The sequence below is a fragment of the Echinicola marina genome, from assembly GCF_020463795.1.
GTDB lineage: Bacteria > Bacteroidota > Bacteroidia > Cytophagales > Cyclobacteriaceae > Echinicola > Echinicola marina.
On sequence record NZ_CP080025.1, the window covers coordinates 83,761 to 101,228 of the forward strand.

23 protein-coding genes are annotated in these 17,468 nt (G+C 39.8%); 10 read left to right on the forward strand and 13 right to left on the reverse strand.

Going from position 1 to position 17,468, the window contains the following annotated elements; all coding sequences use genetic code 11:
• The first annotated feature begins 40 nt into the window (after positions 1 to 40).
• Together gcvT and KZP23_RS00435 are read left to right on the forward strand one after the other, a co-directional pair.
• A complete protein-coding gene (gene gcvT, locus KZP23_RS00430) occupies positions 41 to 1,135 on the forward strand; it encodes a glycine cleavage system aminomethyltransferase GcvT (protein ID WP_226334216.1) in 1,095 nt (364 codons plus the stop codon).
• Positions 1,136 to 1,192: 57 nt separating this feature from the next.
• Positions 1,193 to 1,918, forward strand: a complete 726-nt coding sequence (locus tag KZP23_RS00435) for a 2-phosphosulfolactate phosphatase (protein ID WP_226334217.1) — start codon at positions 1,193 to 1,195, stop codon at positions 1,916 to 1,918.
• Positions 1,919 to 2,006: 88 nt separating this feature from the next.
• On the opposite strand, the gene KZP23_RS00440 is transcribed toward KZP23_RS00435, so the two are convergent.
• A complete protein-coding gene (locus KZP23_RS00440) occupies positions 2,007 to 2,459 on the reverse strand; it encodes a GxxExxY protein (RefSeq protein ID WP_226334218.1) in 453 nt (150 codons plus the stop codon).
• 218 nt (positions 2,460 to 2,677) lie between these two features.
• Between KZP23_RS00440 and KZP23_RS00445 the strand changes: the two genes are divergently transcribed.
• Genes KZP23_RS00445 through KZP23_RS00455 form a run of 3 tightly spaced genes read left to right on the forward strand, consistent with a single transcriptional unit; the run spans position 2,678 to position 5,559 of the window.
• The gene (locus tag KZP23_RS00445; protein WP_226334219.1) at positions 2,678 to 3,799 is read left to right on the forward strand and encodes an aminotransferase class I/II-fold pyridoxal phosphate-dependent enzyme; all 1,122 of its coding nucleotides are present in this window, start codon (positions 2,678 to 2,680) and stop codon (positions 3,797 to 3,799) included.
• 1 nt (position 3,800) lies between these two features.
• Positions 3,801 to 4,397 (forward strand): dethiobiotin synthase, encoded by a 597-nt coding sequence (gene bioD, locus KZP23_RS00450; RefSeq protein ID WP_226334220.1) that lies wholly within the window; start codon positions 3,801 to 3,803, stop codon positions 4,395 to 4,397.
• 1 nt (position 4,398) lies between these two features.
• Positions 4,399 to 5,559, forward strand: a complete 1,161-nt coding sequence (locus KZP23_RS00455) for a beta-ketoacyl synthase N-terminal-like domain-containing protein (RefSeq protein ID WP_226334221.1) — start codon at positions 4,399 to 4,401, stop codon at positions 5,557 to 5,559.
• Between the two features lie 91 nt (positions 5,560 to 5,650).
• On the opposite strand, the gene KZP23_RS00460 is transcribed toward KZP23_RS00455, so the two are convergent.
• Genes KZP23_RS00460 through dtd form a run of 3 tightly spaced genes read right to left on the reverse strand, consistent with a single transcriptional unit; the run spans position 5,651 to position 7,949 of the window.
• Positions 5,651 to 5,977 (reverse strand): nucleotide pyrophosphohydrolase, encoded by a 327-nt coding sequence (locus KZP23_RS00460; protein WP_192011275.1) that lies wholly within the window; start codon positions 5,975 to 5,977, stop codon positions 5,651 to 5,653.
• A gap of 9 nt (positions 5,978 to 5,986) precedes the next feature.
• Positions 5,987 to 7,492 carry an ATP-binding cassette domain-containing protein gene (locus KZP23_RS00465; protein WP_226334222.1) on the reverse strand — a complete coding sequence of 502 codons (1,506 nt, stop codon included), beginning with the start codon at positions 7,490 to 7,492 and terminating at the stop codon, positions 5,987 to 5,989.
• A gap of 4 nt (positions 7,493 to 7,496) precedes the next feature.
• Complete coding sequence (dtd, locus tag KZP23_RS00470; protein ID WP_226334223.1) at positions 7,497 to 7,949, reverse strand: D-aminoacyl-tRNA deacylase; 453 nt, start codon at positions 7,947 to 7,949, stop codon at positions 7,497 to 7,499.
• A gap of 36 nt (positions 7,950 to 7,985) precedes the next feature.
• On the opposite strand from dtd, the gene KZP23_RS00475 reads away from it, so the two are divergent.
• The gene (locus tag KZP23_RS00475; RefSeq protein WP_226334224.1) at positions 7,986 to 9,185 is read left to right on the forward strand and encodes a hypothetical protein; all 1,200 of its coding nucleotides are present in this window, start codon (positions 7,986 to 7,988) and stop codon (positions 9,183 to 9,185) included.
• A gap of 177 nt (positions 9,186 to 9,362) precedes the next feature.
• On the opposite strand, the gene KZP23_RS00480 is transcribed toward KZP23_RS00475, so the two are convergent.
• From KZP23_RS00480 to KZP23_RS00495, 4 genes are read right to left on the reverse strand one after another with little or no spacing between them, the layout of a single operon-like run.
• The gene (locus KZP23_RS00480) at positions 9,363 to 10,082 is read right to left on the reverse strand and encodes an NAD-dependent epimerase/dehydratase family protein (RefSeq protein ID WP_226334225.1); all 720 of its coding nucleotides are present in this window, start codon (positions 10,080 to 10,082) and stop codon (positions 9,363 to 9,365) included.
• Between the two features lie 10 nt (positions 10,083 to 10,092).
• A complete protein-coding gene (locus tag KZP23_RS00485; protein WP_226334226.1) occupies positions 10,093 to 10,701 on the reverse strand; it encodes a thioredoxin family protein in 609 nt (202 codons plus the stop codon).
• Positions 10,702 to 10,737: 36 nt separating this feature from the next.
• Complete coding sequence (locus KZP23_RS00490) at positions 10,738 to 11,154, reverse strand: YkvA family protein (protein WP_226334227.1); 417 nt, start codon at positions 11,152 to 11,154, stop codon at positions 10,738 to 10,740.
• Between the two features lie 11 nt (positions 11,155 to 11,165).
• A complete protein-coding gene (locus tag KZP23_RS00495; protein WP_226334228.1) occupies positions 11,166 to 11,687 on the reverse strand; it encodes a DUF7935 family protein in 522 nt (173 codons plus the stop codon).
• A gap of 104 nt (positions 11,688 to 11,791) precedes the next feature.
• Here KZP23_RS00495 and KZP23_RS00500 point away from each other — a divergent pair, with 104 nt between their 5' ends.
• Together KZP23_RS00500 and KZP23_RS00505 are read left to right on the forward strand one after the other, a co-directional pair.
• Positions 11,792 to 12,112, forward strand: coding sequence for a HesB/IscA family protein (locus tag KZP23_RS00500; protein ID WP_226334229.1), 321 nt, complete (start codon positions 11,792 to 11,794; stop codon positions 12,110 to 12,112).
• Positions 12,113 to 12,121: 9 nt separating this feature from the next.
• A complete protein-coding gene (locus KZP23_RS00505) occupies positions 12,122 to 12,622 on the forward strand; it encodes a DUF6265 family protein (protein ID WP_226334230.1) in 501 nt (166 codons plus the stop codon).
• Here the strand turns inward: KZP23_RS00505 and KZP23_RS00510 are convergent.
• The 4 genes from KZP23_RS00510 to KZP23_RS00525 are packed head-to-tail and all read right to left on the reverse strand — an operon-like array spanning position 12,617 to position 15,284.
• Positions 12,617 to 13,078, reverse strand: a complete 462-nt coding sequence (locus KZP23_RS00510; protein WP_226334231.1) for a DUF4268 domain-containing protein — start codon at positions 13,076 to 13,078, stop codon at positions 12,617 to 12,619. The two genes, KZP23_RS00505 and KZP23_RS00510, sit on opposite strands and share 6 nt — an antisense overlap.
• Complete coding sequence (gene folB / locus KZP23_RS00515; protein WP_226334232.1) at positions 13,079 to 13,444, reverse strand: dihydroneopterin aldolase; 366 nt, start codon at positions 13,442 to 13,444, stop codon at positions 13,079 to 13,081. It lies immediately after the preceding gene.
• Positions 13,444 to 14,373 carry a DivIVA domain-containing protein gene (locus KZP23_RS00520; protein WP_226334233.1) on the reverse strand — a complete coding sequence of 310 codons (930 nt, stop codon included), beginning with the start codon at positions 14,371 to 14,373 and terminating at the stop codon, positions 13,444 to 13,446. The genes folB and KZP23_RS00520 overlap by 1 nt, the downstream gene beginning before the upstream one ends.
• A gap of 2 nt (positions 14,374 to 14,375) precedes the next feature.
• Positions 14,376 to 15,284: a WD40 repeat domain-containing protein gene (locus KZP23_RS00525; RefSeq protein ID WP_226334234.1), complete on the reverse strand. Its 909-nt coding sequence runs from the start codon at positions 15,282 to 15,284 to the stop codon at positions 14,376 to 14,378.
• Between the two features lie 39 nt (positions 15,285 to 15,323).
• Here KZP23_RS00525 and KZP23_RS00530 point away from each other — a divergent pair, with 39 nt between their 5' ends.
• Positions 15,324 to 15,953, forward strand: coding sequence for a 4'-phosphopantetheinyl transferase family protein (locus KZP23_RS00530; RefSeq protein ID WP_226334235.1), 630 nt, complete (start codon positions 15,324 to 15,326; stop codon positions 15,951 to 15,953).
• Between the two features lie 49 nt (positions 15,954 to 16,002).
• Complete coding sequence (locus tag KZP23_RS00535; protein ID WP_226334236.1) at positions 16,003 to 16,587, forward strand: redoxin domain-containing protein; 585 nt, start codon at positions 16,003 to 16,005, stop codon at positions 16,585 to 16,587.
• Here KZP23_RS00535 and KZP23_RS00540 read toward each other — a convergent pair.
• Positions 16,584 to 17,429: a transglutaminase-like domain-containing protein gene (locus KZP23_RS00540; RefSeq protein ID WP_226334237.1), complete on the reverse strand. Its 846-nt coding sequence runs from the start codon at positions 17,427 to 17,429 to the stop codon at positions 16,584 to 16,586. The two genes, KZP23_RS00535 and KZP23_RS00540, sit on opposite strands and share 4 nt — an antisense overlap.
• Positions 17,430 to 17,468 lie beyond the last annotated feature (39 nt).

Sequence of the window (17,468 nt, forward strand, 5' to 3'; positions counted from 1 at the left end):
TTATTACCTTTGCCGAAACCGAAATAAGACCCAAGTATAAATGGAAAACACAATCAAAAAAGTTGCGCTTAATGATAAGCACATTGAACTAGGAGGAAAGATGGTTCCCTTTGCAGGGTATAATATGCCTGTGAGGTACACTTCTGACAAGCAGGAACATAATACGGTAAGAGATGGGGTAGGTGTTTTTGATGTATCCCATATGGGAGAATTCATGGTTACCGGACCACATGCTTTGGAATTAATCCAAAAGGTGACTTCCAATGATGCTTCCAAATTAGTAATTGGACAAGCTCAATATTCATGTTTTCCAAACGAAAAAGGCGGTATTGTAGATGATTTGCTCGTCTACAAAATGGCTGAAGAAGAATATTTATTGGTGGTGAATGCCTCTAATATTGATAAAGACTGGGCTTGGGTAAACCAACACAATGAAATGGGAGCGGAATTAAAGAACATTTCTGATGAAATGTCTCTTTTTGCAGTGCAAGGCCCAAAAGCTACTGCAGCTCTTCAAAAAATCACTCCTGTAAACTTGGATGACATCAAATTCTATCATTTTGCAGTTGGAGAATTTGCAGGTATTCAGGATGTAATCATTTCTGGTACAGGATATACTGGAGCAGGTGGGTTTGAAATCTATGTAAGAAATGAGGACGCCCTTGCCGTTTGGGATGCCATATTTGAAGCTGGAGCTGAATTTGATATCCAACCTATCGGCTTAGGTGCGCGCGATACACTCAGACTGGAAATGGGATACTGCCTATACGGAAATGATATTGATGATAGCACTTCTCCACTCGAAGCAGGATTAGGCTGGATCACCAAATTCACCAAGGATTTCATCAACAGTGATAATCTTAAAAAACAAAAAGAAGAAGGGGTAAGCAAAAAGCTTGTTGGTTTCAAATTCAAGGACAAAGGGATTCCAAGGGCCCATTACCCGATTGTCAATGAGGCTGGAGCTCAAATCGGCGAAGTTACTTCCGGAACTATGTCCCCTAGCATGAATATTGGAATCGGGCTTGGCTATGTAGATATTGCATATGCAAAGCCGGGTACAGAAATAGCAGTAAGTGTAAGGAACAAAAACTTATCAGCAGTAGTTGAAAAGTTACCCTTATTGAAGAAATAATATTCTAATTAAAAATAAATCGGGCTCTTGAACTGTTCAGGAGCCTGTTTCTTTCCCATGAGTAAAATTGAAGTTTGCCTTAGCCCAGAACTGATTCATCTGCATGATTTGACTGATAAAATCGTAGTTGTAGTGGACATATTCCGCGCCACCTCCACTATGGTCACTGGATTGGCCAATAATGTAGCTTCCATCACACCAGTAGCAGGATTAGAGACTTGCAGGTCCATGAAGGAACAAGGCTACATTATCGCCGGTGAAAGGAACGGAAAGACAGCTGAAGGCTTTCAATTGGGAAACTCACCTCTGAGCTATTTGAACAATGCCTTTGCTGGCGAAAAAATTGCCGTGACAACCACTAATGGAACACTGACAATTGAGAAATCCAAAAAGGGTTCTGCAGAGGTTCTGATTGGTGCTTTTTTAAACCTACAAGCCACCGCTGATTATCTGGCCAATAAGGGAAAGGATATATTGATACATTGCGCAGGCTGGAAAGGAATGTTTAATTTAGAAGACTCTCTTTATGCGGGCGCATTGATTAGCTCATTGGCGGAAAAATTCAATTTTGATTGTGATGGGGCCATTGCCATGAAGGCCCTTTACGAAAGTAATAAAGCCGACCTAAAGGGATTTTTAGGCCAAGCCTCCCATGCAAAAAGGCTACAAAACCACAATATCGAAGCTGATATAGACTTCTGCCTGACTTTGGACAAATACAACTTCGTAGGAAAACTTGAAGGTGAAGAGCTAGTAAGAGTAGTACACAATAAGGTGGTTTAACCACAGAGAACACCAAGGATTCGCAGAGATCACAAAGTTTTTATTTTCAAATATCCACTTTAAAGGCTTAACCTTTAGCTTGGGCAAATTATAAATCACCATTAATCACCCTCCTGATTCCGTTCTTTAAAAGTAACACATTAAAATTCATCAAAAGTCCCAATTTATAATGCCCCAATTTAAGGTAGGTTAATGTTTGGGCTAAATGAATATCATTTAGGGTTTCTACACTTTTTAATTCTATAACAACCTTATTTTCAACCAGCAAATCCAATCTATAACCGCACTCAATCTTTACCTCTTCAAAAACCACAGGCAAGCCCACCTCTTTTTCCACTAGCATTCCTGTACTTTTTAACTTATAAAAAAGACACTCCTGATAGACATGCTCTAAATATGTATATCCGCAATTGCAGCAGTAGCTTTTAGTATGATAATCTTTCAAAAAGCATACGAAAGCCCCGAGAAACGAGATTTTATTCCGTGCAAATCTGTGGAATCCGTGAGAAACAAGTTTACTGGAGTGATAACGGATAATCATATAATAATTAAAACACCCGTTATCAAAATCTTACAAAACTAAACTCTTTCCTTCATCCTTCTTCAACTAAACCTCTGAGCCCTTTGTGACCTCTCTGTGTTCATCGTGGTTCCCTCTACTGCGCTCTCTGAGTCCTCCGCGGTTAATATCCTTTGTTCTCCTTGTCCTTTGTGGTTTATCCTTTGCAATTCGGTCAATAGGATTTACCTTTGTGCTCCATGGAAAAGCACTACCAATTTATCCAGTCCAAATTGGATCAAGCGGCCTCTTCCAATAAACTGAGGACGCTTAAAACAACTTCCCCTGAAAAAGTGGATTTCTTTTCCAACGATTACCTTGGCTACTCCACAAAAGGACTGCTTAACCATGCAATTCCCCAAACTTCAATTCCTCAATGGACTGGCGCCACTGGCTCTAGGCTAATCAGTGGAAATCATCCTGAAATAGAGCTTTTGGAGCAGGATTTTGCTGATTTTATGGGCAGCCCTGCAGCGCTACTTTACAATTCCGGCTATATGGCCAATGTAGGTCTACTTTCTGCATTGGGAGACAAGGAAAGCTGTTTTGTTTTTGATGAGCATGTCCACGCAAGTATTAAAGAAGGAATGCGTCTGGGCTTTGGACAAAAAACATCCTTTAAACATAATGACCTTGATGATTTAGAGAAAAAACTCAAGCAGCAATCTGACAATAACAAAAGGCTATTGGTGCTATCAGAAGGTTTATTTTCTATGCATGGGGATATCCCAGATGTAGAAGAAATGCTCATACTTTGTCAAAAGTACCAAGCAGCCTTGATCATTGACGAAGCCCATTCTCTTGGAACTTTGGGACAGGATAAAAAAGGAATTTCAGCTTCATTCCACAATCACCCTAATCTTTTTGCCAGGGTCATTACCTTTGGCAAAGCTGCCGGAGGACATGGAGCAATGGTATTGGGTTCTAACAAGCTCAGGGATTTCCTGATTAACTTTAGCAGGGCCTTTATTTATACCACAGCTCCATCTATAGACCAGGTAAACAGCATTAAGGCTGCTTTAGCCCTATTTAAAAAGAAAAGCAATTTCGACCAACTGGATCAGGCCATCGAAACCTATTTGGACATGGTCAAAGAATTACCTGATAACTTTTCCCGAAACCCAAGTCCAATCCAATATTGGCAATGTGCTGATATCCCCAGATTAAAGGGAAAAGTGAAATTATTAGAACAATCAGGCGTCAATTGCTATGCAATTCTTTCACCTACAGTAAAAGCTGGAGAAGAAAGAATTCGACTGGTGCTACACGCATTTAACACTAAAAAAGAAATACAAGAGCTTATCAGCTTGTTGAATAAATAAAATGAACAATAAGGTATTTGTTACGGGAATAGGAACAGGAATAGGCAAAACAGTTTGTTCAGCGGCCCTATGCAAGACATTTGGCCATGCTTACTGGAAACCAGTACAATGTGGTGATCTAGACCAATCTGACACTATTTTTATTTCTAAACATTCCCTAGGAACCCATATTCACCAGGAAGCTTACAGGCTAAAAACTCCACAATCACCTCACTTGGCTGCAAAGCTGGAGAATGTTGAAATTTCCCTTCCTGAATCACTTATCCCAAGGGATTCAAAAAAACTCTGTGTAGAAGGCGCTGGAGGCTTAATGGTTCCTTTCAATGAGCGCCAAACCTATCTTGATTTTCTATTGGATTCAAAACTACATCCTGTAATTGTCATTAGACATTATTTGGGCAGCATCAATCATAGTTTACTAACGCTGCAAGCATTGGCTTCGGCAGGAATTAAGGATTTCACCATTATCTGGAACGGTGAAGAAAATGCTTCTTCTGAAAGCGCTATTTTGAAGCGCTTCGCACCTATCGAACAATATAGGATGGAGGAATGGGACATGGAGAAAAATGAATTGCCGCATCTTAAACAAATCGGCTGAGATGAATTATAGTGAAGAGATGAGATCGGAGAAGAATAAAATTGGCATCACTAAAGCCATGGCTATAAACTCTTTGGGGCTATATGAATCCACAGAAGACCAAAGATATACTACGAAGGAACATTCTTTTGACCTAAATACCAATGGAGACTGGAAAGCAAGTGTTTCTACCAGCTTGTGGAATGAAATAAACGGATATATCCAAAACCTAGGTCACAAACCAGAACGTTTTCCAGAGGAAGCCAAATTGCTTTCCTACCTGATTCACAAAATGGATTTACAGCCTTCAGAAGGTCAAATGATCAATGCGGCCACTTCAAGAGGAAGCATTGATTTTCTATCCAGAATGCAGCAGGAAAACCCAAACCTGCCGGTTTGGACCTCCCCACATTCTACCTTGGGCTTTGCCAGTAGTTGGCCCAGCTTACTGCATGAATCGGATAGTTCCCTTTTCTTTCAATCCTCCACTTGCAGTAGCTTTGGACTGACTTTACAAAATGCCTTTGCTTGGCTGAATAGTGGTATGGCGGATAGTTTTATCGCCGCAGCAGTGGAATGCCCCACAGGTCAATTGACCATAGACCAGATGAAGGCCATCCGGATTTATGCCAATGGTGCAAACAACAACTACCCTTGCAGGTCCATGGACTTTGAAAAGGAACAAAACACCATGGTGCTAGGTGAAGGGGCTTATGTTTTCGAACTAAAGAAAACCAACAACAATATACTTGCCTACTTGGATGGCGTGGGATCTGCTGTAGAAAAAATCCACCATTCCACAGAATTATCCTCCCAAGGAAATTGCATAGTAACTGCAGCAAAAAGGGCCTTTAACGCTGAATCTGATCCAAATATTGATTTAATAATCGGACACTTCCCCGGTACCAAACTGGGAGATATAGCTGAAAAAAATGCTTACCAAACTGTCTTTGGTAATAAGATTCCTTATACTATTTCCAACAAGTGGAAGATTGGGCACTCACTAGGCTCCAGCTTAGCGGCCAATTTGGATCTAGCCATTTCCATCTTGCAAAATCAGGAACTTCCACCATTACCAGATTACATCAAGAATGAAGCTGCCCCGCCTAAAACGATCAATAGGATTTTGATCACAGCATTGGGCTTTGGCGGACAGGCTATCTGTGCGGTAATTGAAAAATAGAATTGAGACATTAGACGCCAGATTTTAGAAAAAAACTCTACTTCCAGCATCTAATGTCTCAAGACTCCATACTAAAGACTAAGTACTATTTTCACTTCAACTTATCGTTGTTTTTGTGCCGATCGATATCCCGGATATTTTTCTTTTCAAAATTTTTCTCCAAGGCCTTGGTAAGGTCAACACCTGTTTGATTGGCCAAGCAGATCAACACCCATAGCACATCTGCCATTTCATCCCCTAGGTCCTTTCCCTTGTCGCTTTCCTTAAAGGACTGTTCACCATATTTCCTGGCCATGATCCGCGCCAACTCTCCCACTTCTTCCGTCAAGATAGTCATATTGGTCAGTTCATTAAAATACCTTACCCCAACCGTTTTGATCCAATGATCTACCTTTTCTTGTGCTTCTTCTATTGTCATTTTATTTCATTAAATACTTCTTATAACCTTCCCATCTTCCAATACTAATTCTCTATCAACTACTTTTGGAATATCTTCTTCATAATGGCTTACATAGATCATCGAAACATCAGGATGCCTTCCGATATGGTCAATCGTCTCACGGAACAAAATCCTTTGCTCATCATCCATACCCTGAGCAGCCTCATCAAGGATCAGTAAGGCTGGCGATTTTATCAAAGCCCTGGCCAAAAGACAAAAACGTTGATTCTCCAAAGGGATCTGGTGCAAAAGCATTTGGGCCACATGTTCTATCCTAAACAGCTTCAACCATTCCATGGCAACTTGTTCTTGCTCCTCACTAACTTTTTTGAACAAGCCAATGGAATCGAATAATCCCGAAAGTACCACCTTCAAACAGGTCTGGTTTCTGGGAAAATACCTGGCCAATTCTGGTGACACAAAACCAATGGGGCGCTTGATATCCCAAATCGTTTCACCAGTTCCCCTCTTTCTCCCAAAAAGCACAATATCATTGGCATAAGCCTGAGGGTTCTCTCCATTGATCAAACTAAGCAAAGTAGATTTCCCAGCGCCATTATGTCCTCTCAACACCCAGCATTCTCCCTGTTTTATCTCCCAGTTGACCTGGTCCAAAATAACCTTGCCATTATACTGGATATGGATTTGGTTCATCTTGACCATGGTATCAAATCGCTTAACAGGTTTATTCTGAATCAATTCATCCAACTTTTTATGATCAAATTGTGAAAGCGCTGCATGGTTAACCAGATCTCTTTCGTGAAAATCCTCCCTCTTCTCGACTTGCACAATTTTCCCTCCATCTACTATGGCAACATGGGTAATTGCATCAGGGATTTCGTCTGGAGACGTTGTCATGATCACCTGAATACCAGATGCCACCATGGCCTCCAATGCTTCTCCAAAATGCTTTCTGGTTTCTACATCCAAACCGGTCATGGGTTGGTCCATAAGGAAAAGCCTTGGATTGCGTAAGAGCGCTCCTGCAATGGCCAACCTCCTGCTTTCTCCATTGGACAGCTTGATCAGAGATTTATCCTTTAGCACCTCCAAATCCAGTAATTCCATTGCCTTTTCAACTGTCCAAGGGCCTTCCTGCTTGGCTTCTACTTCACATAAGTGCTCTATTACCGTAGCTGCCTCTTCTGATTCGGATGAATTGAAGCGTTGCTGATAATAGAAGTTTTGAAGGTTGGACTTATTGGTAAAAGTGTATTTCTGAGAAATTACGGCAATCAAATCCCTAAAGCTATTGATCTTACCCTGTGAAGTCATTTCCTTTTGGTAATCCACTGCAAAATCCCGGGTAACCCTACCCGCTGAAAGTACAGTCTTACCCAAAATGGTATCCAAAAATGCAGTTTTCTCAGAACCTGAAGCACTCAGTATCGCCCAGTTCTCCCCTGTTTTCATTTGGAAATTAATATCCTGAAAAATATTCCGGTCCAAATACCTGACATGAGCATTTTCGATTGATAGAAACAATGAACCCATCCTTTTATATTTTATTTTTTGAATCAATACAGATGGTTACAGGTCCATCGTTCACCAAAGCCACTTTCATATCTGCTCCAAACTCTCCTGTTTCAATGGTTTTGCCCAAGTCATTTTCCACTTGTTGGATAAATGATTCATATAATGGAATCGCAATATCCGGTTTGGCTGCCTTAATATATGATGGCCTGTTTCCCTTCTTGGTACTGGCATGCAAGGTGAACTGACTGATCAAAAGCAGCTCTCCATCCACATCAAACAAGCTTTTGTTCATCACACCATTCTCATCACCAAAAATCCTCAAATTGACAATTTTCTTACTTAGCCATGTGATATCCTCAGCATTGTCTGCCTCCTCAATCCCCAACAAAACCATTAAGCCTTGTCCTATTTTTCCTTTAATTTCTCCATCAATTTTCACTGAAGATTCCGAAACCCGCTGAATAACTGCTATCATTGTAATACTATTTTTAAAATAAAACCTTGAAGTTAATTGAAATCAGCTAAGATTTACAGTTTTCCGGATGTCATTTTGGCCATTTTCATCAGCTTGATGGGCTTTATCGTTTTCAATTGGTTTCAGCAACCTCTACAGCACGAATTGAACGGACTGTTTGATGCCAACCAATATCAAAAGGTCTATGAATTCTTTAGGGGGAAATTGGAAACCTATAGGGTCAATTACCCCTTTAGTGTAAGGATTTTGGTTCCTTGGCTCGCAGCCCAGTTGCCATTCGACAACATGTTCACCAATTTTAAAATCGTAAACCTCTTTTTTGGAATCGCTTGGATTCCCTTCTGGTTTTATCTTGGAAAAAAACTGAGTCTAGGAAGATTCAAAACATGGATCGGTTGGTTCTGGATCAGTTTTCACTGGGTAGGCATTTGGAAAGCCAACCTTTCTGATCCTATCACGGTTGACCTACCCCTTTATTTGCTCCAATTACTTTTACTATTGGCTTTAATTGAAAATAAATGGTGGCTACTATGCCTAGTGGCAGCAATCTCCATCATTCAAAAGGAATCTATCTTACCGATTCTTCTAGCCCTATGCATTTATCCAGGAATCCCCCTATATCGAAAGCATGATAAAAAGGCTTTCGGAAGCCTTTTACTGGCACTTCTAATAAGCTATATCAGCCTAAAAATCACCAGCATGTATTTCCCAAGTGCCAATACTGGGAAAAACGCATTAGTCAATTTATTTAATAACACCCTTGGTCTATTGGGACATCCTGATCTTTTCCTAAGATGGGTATTCTCCCTCACTATAGCCTATGCGGCCTTCCTGTGGGTATTTATCTGGTACCCTAAACCGTTTTTGACCAAGCCTGATAATAAGCAAAAGTTTCTTGTGCCGCTTATCTTGGTCTATGGCTTTTTCAGTCTTTTCGCCGGAGGAGATTTTACGAGGATCGCATTTTTAGGTGCTCCATTTGTCCTATTGTTTTTACTACGGAACCTTCAACTTTCTTACCTTCAGTGGATCATACTATTGGCCGTAAGTCTTCCAGCAATGAGATTGTTTGAATTTATTCCTGATGGAGGAGCGGACTTTGGCAATTGGAAAAAATGGTATCCTGAATACGCCCCAGCGAATTGGCTTATCATTTATGGAGCATATACGCTATTGGTAGCAGTGATAAGTAAAATATGGCTAAAGCCTGAGCATATGAATCCTGATCTAACTTGATTGGCCCTAATTGATTTGACAGCAGGGGAAAACAAAAATGAGGTAATCTCATTTACCATTTTTTGTATCATTCTGACGCAAGGAAGAATCTCATACAACTGATTTTCAACAACAAGAAAATACAGAGATTTCTCCTAAAGTCGCAATAATGTGGATTTTTGAGGCCGCCAGTGTAAATTATTCAAAGATTTGCATCTGTTTTGACTCTATCACCTTCACCATTTCCAACTCATCATTGAGTGCTTGGTGCACCATGGCCTTAGCCACCTGATGATCGTAAATAGGCTTATATTTTTTGAACAGGCCCACCGAGGTAACGGCTTTCATCACTGCCTTCCCGATAGACTCTCCGATTCGGGTTTCCTTCCTGTGCCCCAGAAGAATGGATGGCCTGAAAATCCCCAAATACTCAAAAGGAATCACTTTTAAATCTTCTTCTACCTCTCCTTTTACCTTATTATAAAATATAGAGGAAAGCTGGTCCGCCCCAAGTGCACTTACATAAAGGAACTTACTTGCTCCCCAACGATGCGCCCATTTAGCAAAATCAATCACATAGTTATGATCAATTCTATAAAAATTTTCTTTTGTCTTTGCCTTTTTGATAGTAGTACCCAAGGCACAAAAGGCGTGCATCTTCACTTCCTTAGCTTCCAAAACAGCTATCAACCCATGATTTCCGCCTCCAAAATCATCCTCTCTCAATTTATCAAGTAAACTAGTTTGTTCGATCTTGTCAAAATCCACTTGCAACTGCACCAGTTTGGGATGCTTAAAAGCCAATTCCCTACGGGCAATAGTGAGCACATAATCGTATTCTTTCGCTTTAAACAACTGGTGTAACAGCTGAACACCAATCAGGCCAGAGGCTCCAGAAACTAAGGCTATGGATTTCATATGGATCGTATTAGCTTATTAGCGCTATCAACTCCTCCTCAAGCGCTTTGTTTTTATTTTTGGCATACCAAAGATGGATTTTCTTCTTAAATTCTTCTGGAGAAACTCCTTTTGGATCCTTTTTATATTCTGACATCATTTCCTGTAATTCCCTTGGACGCGGTCCCCACTCAAACTGCTCTTCTAAATCCCCTGCATCCAAAGCTATCAACTTTGGAATGGATCTTCCTCCATTGGTCAAATATTGGTCCATGACTGCAAGATGCCGATCACGCAAAATATATCGTACTTCAATTTTATCAGTATTCGCTGCCAGCTTTTCAAAATAAGGCACAATTTGGGCGGCATCTCCGCACCAACCTTCCGTGATGACCAACCAAATTTGTTTTCTATTAATCGACTTTACCAGATTGGCAGCTTCTTCGCTCACCTTCGCCGTTTTATCCCACCTTTTCATTCTCTGCAAATTCAGTAGGGTAAAGTCCAACATCCCTTCAGAATGATTCTCCCCAGTAGTTTTATTTTCTGATAATAGTTGGTCAATCAATTCCCTGTACTGGGAGTAATTCATAGCATTTGAAATTACTTCAGGAGTAATTACGGAAGTTGAAATACTCATATCGTCCTATTTATTTTCAGGACTTAACGATAATTATTAAATCTTGGTTCTTTCCCAATCCAAAAAGTTTTGGATATCATGCTGTATGCTTTTAGTGATCGCCAGCAAAACAGAAAGATCATCCAAATAGCCTAGTCCCAGAATAAAATCCGGAATTAAATCCAAAGGCATAATAAAATACAGCAAGCCCAAAACCAATAAGGTCAAAGTCTTTGGGGAAAAACTTCTGTATTCATTATTACAGTAAGCTTTTACCATTCTGACTAATACTGATATATAGAGTTTAGCTTCTTGGACCGTCGGGTTGTCTGCAACTACTTGCAGTTTGTCACTGACCTTATGGACAAGGTTTTCCAGTTTTTCCTTGCTTCTGGCGATCCTGTCCGCTTTGGACTGGTACAATCCTTTGGCCTTATCTAACAGCTTACTTGGTTCCAGGTTTCTGTATCGCATTATATTATAATTTAGAAATATACCCTGATTTCAGATTTCACTTGTTTAAGTGCAAAAGAAATGCCATCATTTTTTTGCTCTAAAGAATGCTGAAACACTCTTTTAGCCAATTCAACGCCCTTTTCATCAGGATTAACCTCCTGCATGGAACGATTGACCAAGGTTACCACTTCTTCCACGGCCGTTTTTACACTATCCCATGTTTCATCAGAAAAATAAATCTGCTGGGCCATATTATGGTTAAACTCTTCTCTGATCTCACTCAACAGCAATCCATGAAGTTCTCGGGCAGAATAAGGCTGATTATTCACCCTTCTCACCAGATTATTAGGAGTCAACCGTTCTAACAACAAACAAAGCCGCTCACTTGCCTGCAAGCGCAAAGGAAGTATAATATCTGTGTTTTTGGTTTTTAAAGTAATTAATCTTGCCTCTCTCTCCTTGGATAAAAAAGACACCACTACCAAATACATGCCATAAATCACCAATCCAGCAGGAATGATGATCTTCATTAGTTCAACAAAATACTCCATTTACTTAATTTGATTTATACTCGAATATCTAAAATATTTCAAAGAGAAGTTGATTATTTGTGATTATTTTTGAACTAAAGAATCATCTAGAACATTAATCAGGCATGCTAATACCGATTACCATTACAGATAAAGCCCAATTAGAGATCAAAAATATCATCAATAACAAAAACATCCCCGGAGATTACGCGCTGAGGGTCGGTGTAAAAGGTGGTGGCTGCGGTGGAATGTCCTACGCCTTGGGATTTGACAAAGCTAAGGAAGACGACCAACAGTTTGAACTTCACGGCATCCAAGTGCTCATTGAAAAGAGGCATATCATGTTCCTAATGGGCATGGAAATTGATTTTTACGAAGGCAGTGAAGCTAGGGGCTTTACTTTCGTTAATCCTGATATCCCCAAAAGACATGATGTGGAAGATTAAACGATTATCATGATGAAAAACATCCTGTTTTCACTACTGTTCTTAGCCCTGGTCCATTACAATTCCTCGGCCCAAGAAATTATTCAACAAGATGATGTTGGGTTCTCCAAGGGTAAAATGACAGATTTAGCTTGGATGGTTGGTTTCTGGAAAGGTCCTGGACTCAATGGAGAATGTGAAGAACTGTGGATGCCACAACAGGACAATACCATGATGGGAGTATTCCGCTATATCGAAGAGGGTAAGCTGATCTTCACAGAATATATGGCTATTGCTGAAGAAGCAGGAAAGATAAACCTAAAAGTCAAACACTTTAGTGCTAATTTCTCTCCTTGGGAAGAAAAAGACGAATGGATTAATTTTCCGCTGATAAAAACTGAAGGACAAACTGCTTACTTTAATGGCTTGACCATTCAAAGAGTTGGTGATCAAATGACCATAAAACTGTCCATGAAGCATGATGGAAAATCTTCCATTACCACTTTTGAGTATAAAAAGGTTAATTTATGATAAACCTTCAAAAGCCGGTTTGACATTGGACCAAAATTCATCCAAGGCAATAATACGGGGTTTTAAGAAGGAGATAATATCAGACCAGCGATCCTTATCCATCACATTGACCCCATCCAGTCTTTTTTCAATTTTTGAGGTAACCTTTCCATAGTCATCCACTGAATGAAGCTGCCAATCCCATTCTTCTTCAAGGGTAGCATGTAGTATTTTCTTAAAAGACTCAAATTGTTCAAACACCAATTCCTGCAATTCGGTATCATTATGGTTGATCTCGATTCCAATGGAGCAAAAGTCTCTTTCTGCTTTCATCCTGAAAAACACCTGACTGACATGGGTTTTGTAATTTTGCCAGTTGACACGAATTCCATCAGCTGAGGGGACGGGTTTCATATATTGCCCAAAAGTGGTCCAAAAATCCTTTTTGGTTTTTGTAATCTCTGCTCGCTTGTACACTTATTGATAATCTTCTGGATAAGAAACTTTTACTACAGAGTAATTGACCACTCCGCCAAGTGCCGGATTATGCTTTTTAATAATTATATCCACTCCTTTCAAAGCGGGATATTCTTTCAAGATATCCTGCAACATCAAATGGCCTAGATGTTCCAAAAGCTTCACGGGCTCTTCCATATGTGATTTGGCTATCTGATACAGCTTGGCATAATCCACCGTTTCACTCAAGTCATCCTCCAACATGGCCTTTCTAAAATTGGTATCAACATGGATATCAACCGTAAACCTATTTCCAAGCTTCTTCTCCTCAGTAAAAACACCATGGAAAGCATGGAACTCAATCCCTTCTAATGATACTTTTCCCATTAATCAAATTGGTCAAAAAATGATCCGCTAGTCTTTTTATTCTCTGTGATTTCTGGTTTTTCTTCCTTCTTTTCTGGCAGTATGCTCTCTTTGTATTTCGAGGTCTCATCCGCCTCATTAGGAACTTCATCTTTCACCTGTACTTCATTGGAAGATGTATCCTGCTCTTCTTCGTTGGTTGGTTCCTGGCTTTCTGTTACAGGTTCATTTTCTACCGCATTTACCTCTTCATGCTGCTCTAGAGCTTCAATTGGCGCTGGAGACTCCTCTTTTTTGGTTTCAATGACAAAAGTATGTGATTTCTCTCTAGGCATTGAAACAGCCTTCTCCTCCTCGGATTTAAAATTTGGCATCTGTCTACTCAATTCCTTCACAGCCTTGGTATGCACCTCCAAGTTGATCCGCTTAATATCCTCTTGAGATTGTTTTACATTTTCAAGACTATCTGTAGCCAAGTTTTTCAAATTTCGCACAACAATTTCCCTCTGGGCCAATAAATCTTCATAACTTTCCACAAGAGAATTGACCTCTGCTTTCAAGTCTTCTACGATATTTTTAGCCCTGCCGTCTGCCTCATCTATAATATTCCTTGCCTTGGATTTCGCTTCAGAGATCATGGCATCAGCATTCATCTGCGCCTCTTTGAGAATGAGTTCTGCCGTTTTATTGGCCTGCTCGATCATGCTGGCACCAGTATCTTCCGCGGCCTTTAAGGTTTTAAAAAGCGAATCCTCTACTTCCCTGAGTTTGGCAGATTCCTTTTCTACCTGATCAAGCTTGATTTTCAACTCCCTTTTCTCATCCATTTCTTTTTCCCATTCCTGAGAAAGAGAAACCAAAAAAGAGCTTACTTCATCTTTATCGTATCCACGAAAATTTTTCTCAAAGGATTTTTGGCGAATTTCTAATGGTGTTATTTTCATATACATGATTAAAGTTCTACTTCCCAAATGGAAATGGTACGGTCATCACTAATAGCGATAATTTGCTGACTGTACCTACTCCATAGTACCTTGTTTACGGATGTCCCATGCCCAGCATGCCGTGATTTATCTATCACCTTTTTCAGCTGAAAAGTAGCACTTTCCCAGAGCTTGATGGACTTGTCCATACTACAAGTTACAAAATATTTGCCATCTTCTCGAAAGTCCAAATAGTTGATCGCATACATATGCGCCACAATACTTTCCAGCTCTTGGTATAGTCCGGCATTCCAGATTTTAAGTTGCGCATCTCGCCCCCCACTTATCAAAAATTCACCATTGGGAGAATAGGACAAAGCAAAAACCGAATTTGTGTGACCATCCAATTTGACAATGGGTGAAAAATCTTTCAGATCAAAAACCTTAACCGTATTATCGCTTGCTCCCACGGCTAAATGGCCTTTTCCTTGATCAATATCCATTACACGGATATTTTTTTCTCCCAATTTAATATGCTTTATAACGGACCGTTCATTGACATCCAAGACAGTAATAATACCATCACCTGTACCAACGAATGCCTTATCATTATAAACTTTAATATCGAATATAGATTGATCGGTGATTTTCAATGACCAAATTTCCTGATTTGTATTTAAATCAATTACATGGACCCCTTCAAAATTATGACCAATAAAAAGCAGGTTCCGCTCCTGATCCACTTCCAAAGCATACACAGAATGGGGAAGTTTGGCGATGAGTTTCCCATCTTTGGGAGCATCAAGATCCCACTGCACGACCATCCCATCTCCAGCTCCTGTATAAAAATATCGTGGATTTTTCCCCTCGGCCAAGGCATAAATACTATCGTTGTGCCCAGTTAGGGTATATAGTTTACTTACTTGAATTTTTGACATATATTGCACTTTCAACATCTTATTCACCACACCAACTCAATGCAAGCAAAAATAGAAAAAATTAACCCTTTATCGGCCTTGGCTGTCAAGAATATTGATGAACAGGAGAACAAACCTGTAGACTTCCTAAGCTTCAGGGAAAAGCTTTCTTTTGCCAATATAAGTCATCCTGAAAAAAAGAAAGAATGGAAAGGGGCAAGACTGGCCATCAAAACGGCTTTGGACACCATCAATATGAGCTACCCTGGCTTCTATAAGGATGAACACGGAAAATCCTACCCTATGGATGGATATGGAAATGTTTCCCTTACCCATACACAAGGCTTGGCCGCCGCCATATTTCATAAAGAAATGCCGGTTGGTATAGACTTGGATTATGTCAAGGAAAAAGTGGTAAGGTTAGGACCTAAATTCCTCGACCCTTCGGAAATTGAATTCCTTAATAATGACCCTGTATTGTATACCATCGCATGGTCTGCGAAAGAATCTATTTTTAAATGTCAAGGAAGAAAAGGCATCAGCTTAAGACAACATATTCTTCTCAATCCATTCAATATAGACGACAATATCATAAAAGGAAAAATTCACGGAACAGACTTTGCAGACCATTTCTATACGGTAAAAGTGGAAAGACAAAACGATCTGGTATTAACTTATACTATCTGGTAAATTGGTTAATTTATCCCAACTTTTTAGTAGATTAAGAAAAAGTAAGGGTATGAAAAGCGTCTTAATACTGATCATTGCATTTATAGCTGCATTTTCTCCCATTCAGGCCCAACAATTAGAAATGCTTGAATTGGAAGACCTTGCATTGTCCACAATTTTCAAAATGAAAGACCACCAAAAGGACAAGGCCCTGGTATTGATATTCACCTCTAATGCCTGTCCCTATGCCAAACTTTATGAAGATCGGATCATCCAACTCCAAAAACAATTTAATGATAAGGGCATCACCTTTGCCATGGTCAATCCCCATGCTGGTCAGTCCGAAGAGGAAAATTTTGATCAAATCCATACAAAAATCAATCAAAAAAACATCACATTCAGCTATTTATCAGACCCAAACCAATCCCTGAACAAAGCGCTGGACGCTACAAAAATACCCGAAGTATTTGTACTTATCCCTAGCCCGACTGGTTTTGGAGTAGCCTACCATGGCGCTATCGACAACAACCCACAAGCACCTAATAGTGTCACAAAAAAGCATCTTGAAAATGCCCTCAACCAAATACTTAAAAAAGAAAATCCTGTCCCCAACTTTGTCAGGGCCATTGGCTGCAATATCAAAATCCAAAATTAATGCTCCTCAAGAATAGCCAATAACTGCCTGACCTCTTCCACCTTTTCAGGCTCACTCAATTTTTCAAATGAGACAATTAGGTTTCTTAGGCTTCGTTTGACAATATCTACATGCCCACAAGGTTCAAAAAACTCTTCCTTGGGTTCTATTTTCAAATGCTCCAAATAATTATTGATATCTTGACGACTAAATATCAAGCCTTTATTAAAGGCATTGATATAAAAAGTAGCCTCATTAGACTTATACGTCAAGACAAATAAATTGGGCAAATTCACGCCATAAACAGGTAAACCCAGCTTTTTGGCAACCAAATAATAGATAGAGCATAAACTGATTGGATTGCCCCTTCTGGCATCTATTACATTGCTGATCATGCTGTTGGCAGGGGAATGGAAGTTCTTAGTGTTAGCAGAAAACTTCAATTGATTAAAAAGCACATTATTGATCAGTCGGACCTGGTCATAGGGAGAAATATCACTTTTAAAGGAAGTCCATACTTCAAAATAAATCTGATGCATCTCTGAATTCAGTGACTCAAAATCAAGATCAGGGTATTGATAGGTATTAATGATCCAAAGGCCCTTTAATAAATCCTTATCCTCCGAATCTCTCCAGTATTGCAATCTTTCTTTTAACAATGAAAACTGAAGTTCATGAACCAATTCCTCGATTTCTTTCTGCAAGTCTGGATTAAAGCTACTCTCCCACTTTTCCTCCAAAAACGGAATCAAATCATTGCCCAAAGAGATGATTTTGTCCTTCACATGTTCTTTTACCTCTCTGTCTGTATCATCCAATAAGGAAACCAATGCATGCAATTCTTTTTTACTAAGCTTCTCCATAGCCACTCAATCGTAGGAACTTATATTTCCGGGTTTCTT

Excerpts from the sequence above, each read along its gene's own strand:
- gcvT (WP_226334216.1), top strand. The coding sequence starts at position 41 with ATGGAAAACACAATCAAAAAAGTTGCGCTTAATGATAAGCACATTGAA.
- KZP23_RS00435 (WP_226334217.1), top strand. The coding sequence starts at position 1,193 with ATGAGTAAAATTGAAGTTTGCCTTAGCCCAGAACTGATTCATCTGCAT.
- KZP23_RS00440 (WP_226334218.1), bottom strand. The coding sequence starts at position 2,459 with ATGATTATCCGTTATCACTCCAGTAAACTTGTTTCTCACGGATTCCAC.
- KZP23_RS00445 (WP_226334219.1), top strand. The coding sequence starts at position 2,678 with ATGGAAAAGCACTACCAATTTATCCAGTCCAAATTGGATCAAGCGGCC.
- bioD (WP_226334220.1), top strand. The coding sequence starts at position 3,801 with ATGAACAATAAGGTATTTGTTACGGGAATAGGAACAGGAATAGGCAAA.
- KZP23_RS00455 (WP_226334221.1), top strand. The coding sequence starts at position 4,399 with ATGAATTATAGTGAAGAGATGAGATCGGAGAAGAATAAAATTGGCATC.
- KZP23_RS00460 (WP_192011275.1), bottom strand. The coding sequence starts at position 5,977 with ATGACAATAGAAGAAGCACAAGAAAAGGTAGATCATTGGATCAAAACG.
- KZP23_RS00465 (WP_226334222.1), bottom strand. The coding sequence starts at position 7,492 with ATGGGTTCATTGTTTCTATCAATCGAAAATGCTCATGTCAGGTATTTG.
- dtd (WP_226334223.1), bottom strand. The coding sequence starts at position 7,949 with ATGATAGCAGTTATTCAGCGGGTTTCGGAATCTTCAGTGAAAATTGAT.
- KZP23_RS00480 (WP_226334225.1), bottom strand. The coding sequence starts at position 10,082 with ATGAAATCCATAGCCTTAGTTTCTGGAGCCTCTGGCCTGATTGGTGTT.
- KZP23_RS00485 (WP_226334226.1), bottom strand. The coding sequence starts at position 10,701 with ATGAGTATTTCAACTTCCGTAATTACTCCTGAAGTAATTTCAAATGCT.
- KZP23_RS00490 (WP_226334227.1), bottom strand. The coding sequence starts at position 11,154 with ATGCGATACAGAAACCTGGAACCAAGTAAGCTGTTAGATAAGGCCAAA.
- KZP23_RS00495 (WP_226334228.1), bottom strand. The coding sequence starts at position 11,687 with ATGGAGTATTTTGTTGAACTAATGAAGATCATCATTCCTGCTGGATTG.
- KZP23_RS00500 (WP_226334229.1), top strand. The coding sequence starts at position 11,792 with ATGCTAATACCGATTACCATTACAGATAAAGCCCAATTAGAGATCAAA.
- KZP23_RS00505 (WP_226334230.1), top strand. The coding sequence starts at position 12,122 with ATGATGAAAAACATCCTGTTTTCACTACTGTTCTTAGCCCTGGTCCAT.
- folB (WP_226334232.1), bottom strand. The coding sequence starts at position 13,444 with ATGGGAAAAGTATCATTAGAAGGGATTGAGTTCCATGCTTTCCATGGT.
- KZP23_RS00520 (WP_226334233.1), bottom strand. The coding sequence starts at position 14,373 with ATGTATATGAAAATAACACCATTAGAAATTCGCCAAAAATCCTTTGAG.
- KZP23_RS00525 (WP_226334234.1), bottom strand. The coding sequence starts at position 15,284 with ATGTCAAAAATTCAAGTAAGTAAACTATATACCCTAACTGGGCACAAC.
- KZP23_RS00530 (WP_226334235.1), top strand. The coding sequence starts at position 15,324 with ATGCAAGCAAAAATAGAAAAAATTAACCCTTTATCGGCCTTGGCTGTC.
- KZP23_RS00535 (WP_226334236.1), top strand. The coding sequence starts at position 16,003 with ATGAAAAGCGTCTTAATACTGATCATTGCATTTATAGCTGCATTTTCT.
- KZP23_RS00540 (WP_226334237.1), bottom strand. The coding sequence starts at position 17,429 with ATGGAGAAGCTTAGTAAAAAAGAATTGCATGCATTGGTTTCCTTATTG.